The organism is Pelomonas candidula (assembly GCF_043555985.1).
In the GTDB taxonomy this organism is placed as follows: Bacteria; Pseudomonadota; Gammaproteobacteria; order Burkholderiales; family Burkholderiaceae_C; genus Pelomonas; species Pelomonas candidula.
The window spans coordinates 427,885-440,730 of the sequence record NZ_JBIGIC010000004.1 but is presented as its reverse complement, the minus strand read 5'-3'; the positions used below and the strand labels follow the sequence as shown (position 1 = coordinate 440,730).

The following is a 12,846-nucleotide window of genomic DNA, read 5'->3' as shown; positions in this document are numbered from 1 at the left end:
CTTCATTCGGCCTTGATGGCGAACAGGCCGCCGTTCTTGGTCGCCACCAGAGCCGTCTCGCCTTGCAGCGCGATGACGGCGACGGGCGAACCGTCGGTGGCGATACGGGAGCGGGTCTTGCCGGTCTCGCGGTCCAGCAGGTGGACCTGGCCTTCGAAGTCGCCCACCAGCACCTGCTTGTTCAGCAGCACGGGGGCGGACAGCTTGCGGCGCTGGAATTGGTCCGCAGACCAGGCCAGGTCGCCGTTGGAGAGCTTCCATGCCGACAGGCGGTCCGACGCGTCGCCGGCGACGACGACCTGCTCATCGGCACCGATGCCGTTGGTGCCGCCGACGATGCGGTTCCACAGCGCGCTGCCGCGTTCGGCATTCACGCAGCCGACGGAGGACTGGAAGGCGCGTGCACAGATCAAGTCGCCCTGGCGTACGGCCGGGCCGACGAGATCGGCCAGGCGCTCGACCTCATTGGTGCCGCGCGGCGTGGCCACGCTGGCTTCCCAGCGCAGCTGGCCGTTGACCGGGTCCACGCCCGCCAGGCGTGCGCCCTGGCCGACGATCAGCGTGTCCTTGTAGGACGTCAGCACACCGGCCTTGGCCAGCGTCAGCGGCTCGCCGGGGCGCTTGAGTTCCCAGATCTTGCGGCCATCCAGCACGTCGTAGGCCAGCACCTGGCGGTCCAGCGTCAGCGCGAAGACGCGTTCGCCGGCCACCAGCGGCGCGGCGACGACGGGCGTCGGCAGCGCCTTCTTCCAGGCCACCTTGCCGTTGTCCAGCACGACCAGTTCGTTGTCGCGGTTGACGACGGCGGCGAATCGGCCGTCGCTGCCGACACCGGCCAGCAGCTTGGCGCCGGCATCGCCGCGCCACAGCTCACGGCCGTCCGCGGCGGCCAGCGCGCGCACGCTGCCGTCGGTGCTGGCAACGACGAAGCGGTCACCCGGCGTCGCAATGCTCAGCGGGAACGTGATGTCGTTGCCCCTGCTGCTCCACAGCAGGCGGCCGGTGGCCGGGCCGGACAGCGTCTCCAGCGCGGCGGGCTTGTCCTTGTCGCTGCCGAACCAGGAGTTCCACGTCGAGCTGATCGTGGAGCAGCCGGACAGCGATGCCGCAGCCAGCGAAATCAGGGTGATCTGAACGAGGCGCTTCATTGCGCGGCTCCGGTGGTTTCGACGGCCGTGGGCACGCCCAGCGTGGCCAGCTTGGCCTCGACGACACGGCGGTAATCCTGGGTCTTCTCGATGCCGGCCAGCGCCTTCTGGTACTCGGCCTTGGCGGCGTCGCGCTTGTCCTGAAGCAGCAGCGCATCGCCGCGGCGGTCGGCGACGAGGGCCGCGAACTCGGGCGACTTGATCGCGTCCAGCGTCTTGTTCGCTTCGTCGTAGGCCTTGGCATCGAGTTGCAAGCCTGCTAGGCGCAGGCGGGCCAGGTCACGGTAGGACGTCTCGGAGCCCTGCTCGGCGACCCAGCTCAGGCTGGCCTTGGCGTCGTCGGCCTTGCTCTTGTCGAACTGCAGCTTGGCGACCTGCAGGCTGGCCTGCGATGCGTAGCCGGTCTTGGCGTAGCTGTTACGCAGGTCGGCGGCGGCGGCGGCGGCCTTGTCGACGTCCTGGGCCGTCAGCGCGCGATCGAACTCGCTGTACATGGCTGCAGCTTCGGCGGCCTGATTGCGTTCGCGGTACTGCCAGTACTGCCAGCCGGCAAAAACGGCCAGCACGGCAGTCAGCACCCAGGTGATGAGATTGCCCCAGCGCTTCCAGAAGGCCTTGAGCTGGTCAAGTTGTTCTTGTTCTTCGAGGTCGAGATGCGATGCCATGAGAGGAAGTCAGCGTGGACGGGCGGGGCCCGGGATTATGCGGTGCGCAGATCGGCCGCCCAGGCGGCCACGTCGGCGAGCGGGCGGGCGACCTGTTCGGCCGTCCCGTCTTTACTCAGGCGCAACGGCTTCACGGCCACTTCGCCGCGCGCCAGTTCATCGGCGCCGAACACCAACGCGTAGCGGGCGCCGGAGCCGTCGGCCTTCTTGAACTGCGATTTGAACGAACCACCGCCGGCGTGCATCTGCACGCTGACGCCTGCGGCTCGCAGCGCCTCCAGCGTGGGCAGGATGCGCGGCAGCTCGGTCGGGTCCGGCACGACGGCATAGGCATCCGGTGCCGCGGCCGGCGACTGCAGGCCCAGCGTCTCGAGCAACAACAACAGCCGCTCCAGGCCCATGCCGAAGCCCACGGCCGGCGCGGGCTTGCCGCCCAGCTGCTCGATGAGGCCGTCGTAGCGGCCACCGGCGCAGACGGTGCCCTGAGCGCCCAGCTTGTCGGTGACCCACTCGAACACGGTGAGGTTGTAGTAGTCCAGCCCGCGCACGAGGCGAGGGTTGATGCGATAGGCCAGGCCCACCGCGTCCAGCAGTGCCTTCACGCCGTTGAAGTGGGCCAGCGACGCTTCGCCGAGGAAGTCCAGCAGCTTGGGCGCGCCCTCGGCCATCGCCTGCATGGTGGGGTTCTTGGTGTCCAGCACCCGCAGCGGGTTGCTGTACATGCGGGCCTTGGCCTCCTCGTCCAGCACGTCCTTGTGCTGCTCGAAGTAGGCGACCAGCGCCTCGCGGTGCGCACGCCGCTCGTCGGGCTGGCCCAGGCAGTTGATCTCCAGCGAGACGTCCTCGCCCTCCTTCAGGCCCAGCTCGCGCCACAGCGTGCGGGCCAGCAGGATGACCTCGGCGTCAACGTCCGGGCCGGCGAAGCCCAGCGCCTCGATGCCCATCTGGTGGAACTGACGGTAGCGGCCCTTCTGCGGCTTCTCGCGGCGGAACATCGGGCCGACGTAGTAGAGCCGGCGCGGGCTGTCGCGCAGATAGCTGTGCTCGATCATCGCCCGCACGACGCCGGCCGTGCCCTCGGGGCGCAGCGCCAAGTGCTCGGCCTGCCCATGCTTGTCGGCACGGTCCTCGAAGGCGTACATCTCCTTCTCGACGATGTCCGTCACCTCGCCGATGCCGCGCACGAACAGCGCCGTCGGCTCGACGATGGGCACGCGCACGTTGCTGTAGCCGTAGCGCGCCAGCACGCCGCGCATCGTGGCTTCGAGTTGCTCCCAGCGCGCCGACTCGGGCGGCAGGATGTCGTTCATGCCCTTCACCGCCTGAAGCGGCTGAACCTTCTTGGTGTCACTCATGCAGTAGCGGTCGCGCCGAAGCGCTTCTCGATGTAGTCCTCGACCAGCGCGTGGAACTCCTGCGCGATGTTGTCACCGCGCAGCGTCACGGCCTTCTCGCCGTCGATGAAGACGGGCGCCGCCGGCGCCTCGCCGGTGCCGGGCAGGCTGATGCCGATGTCGGCATGCTTGCTCTCGCCGGGGCCGTTGACGATGCAGCCCATGACGGCCACCTTCATCTCCTCGACGCCGGGGTATTTGTTGCGCCAGACCGGCATCTGCAGACGCAGGAAATCGTCGATCTGCTTGGCCAGTTCCTGGAAGGTGGTGCTGGTCGTGCGGCCGCAGCCGGGGCAGGCCGTGACGCTCGGGTTGAAGTGGCGCAGGCCCAGCGCCTGCAGGATCTCCAGCGCGACGACGACTTCCTGCGTGCGCGACTCGCCCGGCTGGGGCGTGAGGCTGACGCGGATGGTGTCGCCGATGCCCTCTTGCGCCAGGATGCCCAGCGCGACGGAGGACGCCACCGTGCCCTTGGTACCCATGCCGGCCTCGGTCAGGCCCAGGTGCAGCGCGTAGTCGCAGCGGCGGGCCAGTTCGCGGTAGACCGAGATCAGGTCCTGCACGCCGCTGACCTTGCAGCTGATGATGATGTTGTCGGGGTTGAAGCCCAGTTCGCGGGCATAGGCGGCCGACGTCAGCGCGGACTCGACGAGCGCCTGGTACATGACCGGCTTGGCGTCCCACGGCTGGGCGCGCTTTGCGTTCTCGTCCATGAACTGCGCGAGCAGCTCCTGGTCCAGGCTGCCCCAGTTGACGCCGATGCGCACGACCTTGTCGTACTTCATCGCCGCCTCGATCATCTGCGCGAACTGCTTGTCCTTCTTCTCGCCCTTGCCGACGTTGCCGGGGTTGATGCGGTACTTGGACAGCGCCTGCGCCATGGCCGGGTACTCGGTCAGCAGGCGGTGGCCGTTGTAGTGGAAGTCACCCACCAGCGGCACGTCGATGCCCATGCGATCCAGCTGCTCGCGGATGTAGGGCACCTGCTCGGCCGCCTCGGGCGTGTTGACGGTGATGCGCACCATCTCCGAGCCGGCAATGGCCAGCTCCTTGACCTGGATGGCCGTGCCGATGGCGTCCACCGTGTCGGTGTTGGTCATCGACTGCACGCGCACCGGCGCGTCACCGCCGACGGTGACGACGCGATTGCCCCAGACCACACGGGCCTGGCGGCTCTTGCGCGCTGCGGGAGTGGCTTCGGGAATGATCCATTCGCTCATCAATTCAACTCCAGACGGGCGACGTTGTTGCTGGCGCGGGCGGCCAGGTCGACGGTGCTGCCGCGCCATTCGATCTTGGTGCCACCCACGTTGCCGACGCGCACCTTGTAAGGCGCGGCGCCATTGAATTCCTGCTGCTCGCCGGCCCGCAGCACGCGCGACAGCACGATCTGGCCCTTGGCGTCGGCGATCTCGATCCAGCTGTCGGCGCTGGCCGTCACGCGCAGGCCCGAGCTGACGCCGGCAGGCGGTGCGACGTCGCGCACCTGCAGCGGCGCCGAGGCGACCACCGTGGGCGCCGAGGCCGCGGCGACAGGCGCCACGACCGGCAGGACGACGGGCGCGGGTGCAGAGGCTGCGGGCTCGGACGCCGCCGGCGGTGCGGGCACGTAGTCGACGGCCGGCGCACTGGCCGCCGCCGTCACGACGCCAGATGCCGGCGACGGCGGGAAGGCAGCGGTCGGCGCGCCACTGTCGCGCTCGGGCAGCCAGCCGGCCGGCACCCAGTAGATGGCCGCCGCGGCGATCAGCAGCAGGCCCAGGCCCCAGACACCGGGCCGCTTCAGCAGGGCCAGCACGCCGCCGTCAATGGGGCTGGCGCTGCGCTCGCGGAAGGGCTGGTTCAAGCCCGGACGCACGTCGAAGCCCAGCTCGCTGGTGCGCGGCAGCAGCGCCAGCACCGGCGCGGCGTCCACCTTCAGCGCGCGGCAGACGGCCGTGGCCAGCGCGCGGGCGAAGGTCGCATCGGGCAGCTCGGTGTAGCGGTCGGCCTCCAGGGCCTCCAGCTTGGACTGAGGCACCTTGAGCATGACGGCCAGCGCCGCGATGTGCAGGCCACGCTGCTGGCGCGCGTTCCTCAGCCAGGCGCCGGCGGTGGTCGGCTCTTGGGCTCGTCCCTCGGGATTGGGTTGCATCGTCTTGTTCTTGTGGGGCCGCGAAGCGGCTCAGTCTTCGTACCGGCCGGCGTCCAGCGCCTGGGTTTCGGGGGCCTGAGGGTACTTGCGGCGCAACAGCAGGGCCAGGTCGTCGACGATGCCGGCGTGACCCAGTTGGCGCTCCACGCGCAGCTGCAGCCACAGGCTCTGCGCATTGACCTGCTCGGGCTGGTCGTTGACGCGCTTGATGTAGAAGCGCGCGCGCTCCAGCTCGTGGTTGCGATACAGCACTTCGGACAGGTTGACGGCCACGACCGGGCTGGCGGGGTCCAGCTCGAAGGCGCGCAGCAGCGTCTTCTCGGCCAGCAGCATGCGGCCCGAGCGGGCCTCGCAGACGCCCTTGGCCAGCAGCGTGCGCGCCGGTGCGCGGTAGGTGGACTGGGCCAGCGCCTGGTCGAACAGCGAGTCGGCCGCCTGCCAGCGCTGCTGCTGGCACATGAACCAGCCGTAGTTGTGCAGCGTGTCGGGGTCGTTCGGGTAGATGGCCAGCGCGCGGCGGAAGGTGTCCTCGGCAAGCTGGAGATCGCCCATCGCGGCATAGATCAGGCCGCGCAGGTTGACGGCCTCGCGCATGTCGGGCTTGGCCTGCAGCGCGAGCTTGAGCGAGTCCAGCGCCGTCGGGAACTGGCCACGCGAGAAATAGCCCTGAGCCAGCTCCAGGTGGATCGCCGCGCGGCGGTCGGCGTCGGTCCGGTCGGAGTCGGTCTTGATCTCGCGGTCGGCGGTGGGCGCGGCGCCGTTGCTGGCGCAGGCGGCGAGCAGGGCGGCGGACAGAACGATCAGCAGTCGCTTCATCAAATCCTCGACGGGTGGCATCAACTGGATTTGGCCACCGTCACGGGTGCCCTGACCATGCGGATATGCGCGCGGGTGCGGTCCTGCACCTCACCGGCCAACTGGCCGCAGGCGGCATCGATGTCGTCACCGCGCGTCTTGCGCACGGTGGTCACGATGCCCGCCTGGATCAGCACCTCGGCGAAGGCCTGCACGCGCGGGTTGGTGCTGCGCGTAAGCCCCGACGCCGGGAACGGGTTGAACGGGATCAGATTGATCTTGCAATTGACACGGTTCTTTACCAGCTTCACCAGCTCGCGGGCCTGCTCGGGCGAGTCGTTCACCTCCTGCAGCATGCAGTACTCGAAGGTGATGAAGTCGCGCGGCGCCTTCTCGAGGTAGCGGTTGCAGGCGTCCAGCAACTCGGTGATCGGGTATTTCTTGTTCAGCGGCACGAGCTGGTCGCGCAGCGGGTCGGTCGGTGCATGCAGACTGACGGCCAGCGCAACGGGGCAGTCCTCCCGCAGCCGGTCGATCATCGGCACGACGCCGGAAGTCGACACAGTCACGCGGCGGCGGCTCAGGCCATAGCCGTGGTCGTCCAGCATCGTCTTGAGCGCCGGCACGAGCTGGTCGTAGTTCTGCAGCGGCTCGCCCATGCCCATCATCACCACGTTGGAGATGACGCGCTCGTCGGTGTTCTGGCGCTTGCGCAGTGAATGCTCGGCGAACCACAGTTGGGCCGTGATCTCGGCCGTCGTCAGATTGCGGCTGAAGCCCTGGTGGCCGGTGGAGCAGAAACGGCAGCCAACGGCGCAACCCGCCTGGCTGGAGATGCAGAGGGTGCCGCGATCGTCTTCGGGAATGAAAACCGCCTCGACGGCATTGCCGGCGCCGACATCGAACAGCCACTTGATCGTGCCGTCGCTCGACACGTGCTCCGAGATCACCGGCAGCGCGGCGATCCGGGCGCGGCCCTTGAGCTTGTCGCGCAGGGACTTGGCGAGGTCGGACATCTGGTCGAAGTCCGACGCGCCCTTCTGGTGGACCCAGCGGAACAGCTGGGTCGCACGGAATTTCTTCTCGCCCAGTTGCTCGCAGTAGGCGGCCAAGCCTGGCAGATCAAAACCGAGCAGGTTGACCGCGTCCATACGAACTTCCTGGGCCGGGGTCTCCCGACCCCGTTAGGGGTTTAACGGCTGTAAACGTTCAGGCCGGGGAAGAAGAACGCCACTTCGACGGCAGCCGTTTCGGCGGCGTCGGAGCCGTGCACGGCGTTGGCGTCGATGCTGTCGGCGAAGTCGGCGCGGATCGTGCCCTTCTCGGCCTTCTTCGGGTCGGTGGCGCCCATCAGCTCACGGTTCTTCAGGATGGCGTTCTCGCCTTCCAGCACCTGGATCATGACCGGACCGGAGATCATGAAGTTCACCAGGTCGTTGAAGAACGGACGAGCCTTGTGGACAGCGTAGAACTGCTCGGCTTCACCGCGCGACAGCTGGACCAGCTTGGCAGCGGCGATCTTCAGGCCGGCGCCTTCAAAGCGGGCGTAGATCTGGCCGATGACGTTCTTCGCCACGGCATCGGGCTTGATGATGGACAGGGTGCGTTCGATGGCCATGGAGTTCTCCTGATGAGGTGTATTGGACAAAACCTGCGATTGTAGCGCTCGGGGATGACCCCAGTTGCGCCTTGCGGTCCGCGTCAGCGGCGGCCGCCGTAGCCACCGCCGGAACGGCCTCCACCGCCACCGCCCTTGCCACCACGGTTGCCGCCGCCACCACCACCGCGGCGCAGGTAGGCATCGCCGCCGATGTAACCGATCGAGGTCTGCATCGGATCGGGCTCGCGCGGGCCATTGCCCTTGTTACCACCCTTGCTGGGCCGGTCGTTCTGCTGGCTGCCACCGGCGCCGAAGCCCATCGGCAGGCCGCGCTTGCCGCCGGTCGCATGACGGCGGTCGAAAGTCTGCTCCAGCGGATTGACGTGGTGCGGGATGAAGCCGTCGTCCTCGTCGTCGTCATCCCGGCGCTGGGCGCGCTCCTCGCGTTGCGGGCGCGGCTGCTGCGGCTCCTGCGGACGGCTGGGACGCGGGCCGACGCCGGCATGGCGGTCATCGTTGCGACGCTTGTTGCGGTCGTTCTTGCCGCCCTGTTGCTGCTGCTGGCCCTTGCCCTGGCCTTGCTGGACCTGCCCCTGGCCACTGTTGGACGTGTGACCCGCCAGGCGGCGGATGACACGCACGTCGTCGTCCCCCAGCTCCACCCAGACGCCGCGCTTGAGGCCGCGCGGCAGCACGACGGTGCCGTAGCGGATGCGGATCAGCCGGCTGACCACCATGCCGACCGCCTCGAACAGCTTGCGCACCTCGCGGTTGCGGCCTTCGGTGATCGTCACGCGGTACCAGCGGTTGGCGCCTTCGCCGCCGCCGTCCTCGATGGCCTTGAACGCGGCCGTCTGGCCGTCGACGCTGACGCCTTCCAGCAGCTTGGCTCGCTGTTCGTCGCTCAGCGAGCCCAGCACGCGGGCCGCGTACTCGCGCTCGACGCCGAAGCGCGGATGCATCAGCTGGTTGGCCAGTTCGCCGGAGTTCGTGAACAGCAGCAGGCCTTCGGTGTTGATGTCCAGGCGACCAACGGATTGCCACTTCTGGCCCTGCACGCGCGGCAGCGTGCGGAACACGGTCGGGCGGCCTTCGGGGTCATTGAAGGTCGATACCTCGCCGGTAGGCTTGTGATACGCCAGGATGCGCGGGTTGGGCGGCGAGATGCGCACGCGCACGTCCTTGCCGTTGACCTTCACACGGTCGCCGAACGAGATGCGCTGGCCGACGTGGGCGACCTCGCCGTTCACCTCGATCTTGCCCTCGGCGATCCACTCCTCGATGTCTCGGCGCGAGCCGATGCCGGACTGCGCCAGCACCTTCTGCAGCTTGGGCGCATCGGCGTCGGGCGCCAGCACGCGCTTGGTGTCGCCCTCGGCCTGCTCGTCCGGCTCGGGCCGCAGCGTCGGCAACTCACCCACCGGGCCTTCGGACTCGGCGTCCAGGTTGCCCGACAGCACGTCAGCGAAGCGCGCCCCCGCGGCTTCCACCAGTTCCGGCGCCAGGATCGGGCCGGACAGATCGTTCGCACCACCGGCAGCTGCAGGCGCATCCGCCTGGCGCTCGGCTCGCTCCTTGCGGTTGCGGCGGCGGTTGCGGCTGCGGCCGCCACGTTCGCCGTCCTCGCCGCCATCGCCTTCACCTTCGCCATCCTCGCCGTCATCCCCGCCCGCATCCGCCCCCACGGCGGGCGCTTCCTCGCCCAGCGTGAAGATCGGCGCAGGTGCCGGCGCAGCTTCAGGCGCGGGCGTCTCGAACAACGGCGCCTGCGCGGCCTCTTCCACCGTCGCAGCAGCGGCCGTCTTGCGCGGCGCGCGCTTGCGGGCCGGCGCCGAGGCCTCCTCGGCAGGGGCGGCTTCCGCCACCGGCTCGGCCTTGCGGCGCGTGCGCTTCACCGGAGCAGCAGGCTCGGCGGCTTCCACTGCAGCCTCGGGCGTGACCGCCTCGGTGGCGGCCTTGGCCGTCGTGCGGCGGCGCTTGGGTGCGGCGGGCGCTTCAGCGTCAGCGGCGTTGGACAGGGGCTTGTCTTGATCGGCGGCGTCGTTCATGCGGATTCAGGCAGGTGTTGCGGGGGCGGAAGGGAGGGGATCGAAGGGATCGGAATTCGGGAGGGCGGGGGTACCGTCGGCACCGAACAGGCTCTGCGACATCGCAGGCGCCTCGGCGGGCTCAACGGCTTCGACGGGCACATCGGCCGGGGTTTCAGCCGGCACCTCGGGCGCTGCTTCGGCCTGCAAGGCGACCGGCATTTCGACCGGTGCTTCGGCAGGCGCTTCTGCCGGCAGCTCGGCAGGCGCTTCGACCGGCGTCTCGTCGGCATCGGCCAGCAACTGGCCTTGCAGCGCCTCGAAGGCCGGCGGTTCGCTGCCGACTTCCAGGGCCGGCAGCTGTTCCAGGCTGGCCAGGCCGAGGTCATCGAGGAAGGACTTGGTCGTCGCGTACAGCGCCGGGCGGCCGGGCGTCTCGCGGTGGCCGATCGCCTCGATCCAGCCACGGTCCTCGAGCTGCTTGACGATCTGGCTGGCGACGACGACACCGCGGATGTCCTCGATGTCGCCGCGCGTGACCGGCTGGCGGTAGGCAATGATGGCCAGCGTCTCGAGCACGGCGCGCGAGTAGCGCGGCGGCTTCTCGGGATGCAGCCGATCGAGGAACTCGCGCAGCTCCGGGCGGCTCTGGAAGCGCCAGCCCGAGGCCAGCGCCACCAGCTCCACGCCGCGACCATCCCAGTCACGGGACAGCTCATCGAGCAGGCTGCGCACGCTGTCGGCGCCCAGCTCGTCGGCAAACAGGCTGCGCATCTCGCGCAGCGTCAGCGGCTGCGAGGCACAGATCAGCGCGGTTTCAAGGACGCGCTTGGCATCCTGGGTGTTCATGAACTCAACTTCGCACCCTCAATGGGTAGAGCTCTGGCGTTGGCCCCGGGTCTGGACGCTTATCCATCAAGCGTTCGTCAGGCGGGCGGAGCGGGTCTTTGCTTGCACTGGGCGCGGCCTGTGGCCTCCAACGGGCCAGGCGGGCGCACCTGTGATGGTTGGCGGCTTCCGGGAGGACTTCGATCCCGCGACGGGCTGCAGCCACTTCGGACAACAGCGCTTGGGCACATCAACCGAGGCACATTGTAGCCATGTCGGCGGCGCCCGGCCGCCCGTGGTCTCCGAAGCGCCCCCTCGGGGGCAGTTCGCGTGGGGGCCTGTCATCCTTCAGGAAGCGCTCCGGCGCCGATCTCGGCCCACGCCGCGGCCATGTCGGCGGGCAGCGGCGCGACCAGCGCGAGCGCCTCGCCCGTAACCGGATGCTCGAACGACAGCCGCGCCGCGTGCAGCGCCTGGCGGGTCAGGCCCAGCGCGGGCACGCCACCGTACAGCGTGTCCGCCACGAGCGGGTGGCCGCTGTGGGTCAGGTGCACGCGGATCTGATGCGTGCGGCCGGTGTGCAGCACGCAATGCACGGCGCTGACGGGCCGGCTCTGCACACCCACCTTCACCTCGCCCACGCCCAGCGGGAAGACGTCCGTACGCGCCGGCTTGCCGAGGTTGGCCGGCGCGATGGCCATCTTCACGCGCGACACCGGGTCACGGCGCAATGCCTGCTCGACGACGAAGGCCTCCTCGGCGCGGCCCCAGGCCAGCGCCAGGTATTCGCGGTGTACCTCGCGGGCGGCGATCTGGCGGCTCAGCGCGGTGACGGCCTCCAGCGTCTTGCCGACGACCATCAGCCCGCTGGTGTCCTTGTCCAGGCGATGCACGATGCCCGCGCGCGGCAGCGTCGCGGCGGCCGGGTGGCGGGCCAGCAGGCCGTTCATCAGCGTGCCGGACCAGTTGCCCGGCGCCGGATGCACGACCAGGCCGACCGGCTTGTCGATGACGGCCAGATGCTCGTCCTCGAAGACGACAGCCAACGCCATCGCCTCGGCGCGGAAGGCGCGGCTCTCGTCGGTCGGCTGCAGTTCGACCTCGACACGCTGACCGGCGCGCAGCTTGAGGGCCGGCTTGAGTAAAGTTTTGCCATCGGCCGTAACGCAGCCGCGCTCGATGAGCGCCTGCAGGTGGTTGCGCGAGAACTCCGGCGCCAGGCCGGTCAGCCAGCGATCCAGGCGTTCTCCATGGCCTGCGGCGTCCACCTCGGCGGCACGGCGCTCCGGCACCTCGGACGCAAACTCGCCCGACTCGTCTTCCGGGTCCGGCAGACCCCCCGCCCTATACTCCGCGTCCATTGTTCAGTGTGACCGGGCCGGCACCGCCGCCCCAGCTTCAGCCATGTTTGTTGAGAAATTCCAGGCCGGCCGCGCGTACTCCAGCGCCCTTCTCGGCGCCTTCACCATGGCTCTTGCACTGGGCTTGAGCGGTTGCGGCTCCTCGCCGAAAGAGGACCCGAACTCCCAGGCCGCTCTGGACAAATTGTATGCAGACGCCAAGGACGACCTGAATTCCGGCAGCTACGACCGCGCCATCAAGACGCTGGAGAAGATCGAAGGCCGCGCCGCCGGCACGACGATGGGCCAGCAGGCCACGCTGGACGTCGCCTGGGCCTACTACAAGACCAACGAGCGCGCCCAGGCCGTGACGACGCTGGACCGCTTCATCAAGCTCAACCCGTCCAGCCCGGCGATGGACTACGCGCTCTACCTGAAGGGCATCGTCAACTTCAACGAAGACCTGGGCCTGTTCGGCCGCCTGGCCAACCAGGACGTCGCCGAGCGCGACCAGCAGGCCTCGCGTGAAGCGCTGCTGGCCTTCCGCCAGCTCGTCGAGCAGTTCCCCGACTCCAAGTACGCGGCCGAAGCGACGACGCGCATCAACTTCATCACCAACACGCTGGCCGCCTACGAGATCCACGTGGCGCGCTACTACTACAACCGCAAGGCCTACGTCGCCGCGGCCAACCGCGCGCAAGCGGCGGTGTCCGAGTTCCAGTACGCACCTGGTATCGAGGAAGCGCTCTTCATCATGAGCGAGAGCTATGACAAGCTCGGCCTGACCCAGCTGCGCGACGACGCGCGCCGCGTGCTGGACAAGAACTTCCCCGACAGCGAGTTCGCCTCCAACGGCGGCGCGAAGAAAAAGAAGCCCTGGTACATGCTCTGGAAGTTCTGGGGTTGATGTGAGCC

12 protein-coding genes are annotated in these 12,846 nt (G+C 68.9%); 1 reads left to right on the top strand and 11 read right to left on the bottom strand.

Annotation, left to right across the window (positions count from 1 at the left end; all coding sequences use genetic code 11):
- Window positions 1-2 precede the first annotated feature (2 nt).
- From bamB to ACG04R_RS10755, 11 genes are all read right to left on the bottom strand, one after another.
- The gene (bamB, locus tag ACG04R_RS10805) at window positions 3-1,148 is read right to left on the bottom strand and encodes an outer membrane protein assembly factor BamB (RefSeq protein ID WP_394409443.1); all 1,146 of its coding nucleotides are present in this window, start codon (window positions 1,146-1,148) and stop codon (window positions 3-5) included.
- The gene (locus ACG04R_RS10800; RefSeq protein WP_394409440.1) at window positions 1,145-1,813 is read right to left on the bottom strand and encodes a YfgM family protein; all 669 of its coding nucleotides are present in this window, start codon (window positions 1,811-1,813) and stop codon (window positions 1,145-1,147) included. The genes bamB and ACG04R_RS10800 overlap by 4 nt, the downstream gene beginning before the upstream one ends.
- Window positions 1,814-1,848: 35 nt before the next feature.
- The gene (hisS, locus tag ACG04R_RS10795) at window positions 1,849-3,168 is read right to left on the bottom strand and encodes a histidine--tRNA ligase (protein WP_394409437.1); all 1,320 of its coding nucleotides are present in this window, start codon (window positions 3,166-3,168) and stop codon (window positions 1,849-1,851) included.
- A complete protein-coding gene (ispG, locus tag ACG04R_RS10790) occupies window positions 3,165-4,427 on the bottom strand; it encodes a flavodoxin-dependent (E)-4-hydroxy-3-methylbut-2-enyl-diphosphate synthase (protein WP_394409435.1) in 1,263 nt (420 codons plus the stop codon). Before ispG ends, hisS begins: the two co-directional genes overlap by 4 nt.
- Window positions 4,427-5,341, bottom strand: a complete 915-nt coding sequence (locus ACG04R_RS10785; RefSeq protein ID WP_394409432.1) for a helix-turn-helix domain-containing protein — start codon at window positions 5,339-5,341, stop codon at window positions 4,427-4,429. Before ACG04R_RS10785 ends, ispG begins: the two co-directional genes overlap by 1 nt.
- 30 nt (window positions 5,342-5,371) lie before the next feature.
- Window positions 5,372-6,157 carry a type IV pilus biogenesis/stability protein PilW gene (pilW, locus tag ACG04R_RS10780; protein ID WP_394409430.1) on the bottom strand — a complete coding sequence of 262 codons (786 nt, stop codon included), beginning with the start codon at window positions 6,155-6,157 and terminating at the stop codon, window positions 5,372-5,374.
- 20 nt (window positions 6,158-6,177) lie between these two features.
- Window positions 6,178-7,287, bottom strand: a complete 1,110-nt coding sequence (gene rlmN / locus ACG04R_RS10775; RefSeq protein WP_394409427.1) for a dual-specificity RNA methyltransferase RlmN — start codon at window positions 7,285-7,287, stop codon at window positions 6,178-6,180.
- A 41-nt stretch (window positions 7,288-7,328) separates the two neighbouring features.
- Complete coding sequence (gene ndk, locus ACG04R_RS10770; RefSeq protein WP_394409424.1) at window positions 7,329-7,754, bottom strand: nucleoside-diphosphate kinase; 426 nt, start codon at window positions 7,752-7,754, stop codon at window positions 7,329-7,331.
- Between the two features lie 83 nt (window positions 7,755-7,837).
- Entirely contained in the window at window positions 7,838-9,784 is a 1,947-nt protein-coding gene (locus ACG04R_RS10765; RefSeq protein ID WP_394409421.1) for a pseudouridine synthase, read from the bottom strand.
- Window positions 9,785-9,790: 6 nt separating this feature from the next.
- Window positions 9,791-10,612: an SMC-Scp complex subunit ScpB gene (gene scpB, locus ACG04R_RS10760; RefSeq protein ID WP_394409418.1), complete on the bottom strand. Its 822-nt coding sequence runs from the start codon at window positions 10,610-10,612 to the stop codon at window positions 9,791-9,793.
- Between the two features lie 320 nt (window positions 10,613-10,932).
- On the bottom strand, window positions 10,933-11,952 hold the full coding sequence (locus tag ACG04R_RS10755) for an RluA family pseudouridine synthase (RefSeq protein WP_394409415.1): 1,020 nt from the start codon (window positions 11,950-11,952) through the stop codon (window positions 10,933-10,935).
- Between the two features lie 43 nt (window positions 11,953-11,995).
- Between ACG04R_RS10755 and ACG04R_RS10750 the strand changes: the two genes are divergently transcribed.
- Window positions 11,996-12,838, top strand: a complete 843-nt coding sequence (locus ACG04R_RS10750) for an outer membrane protein assembly factor BamD (RefSeq protein WP_394409412.1) — start codon at window positions 11,996-11,998, stop codon at window positions 12,836-12,838.
- Window positions 12,839-12,846 lie beyond the last annotated feature (8 nt).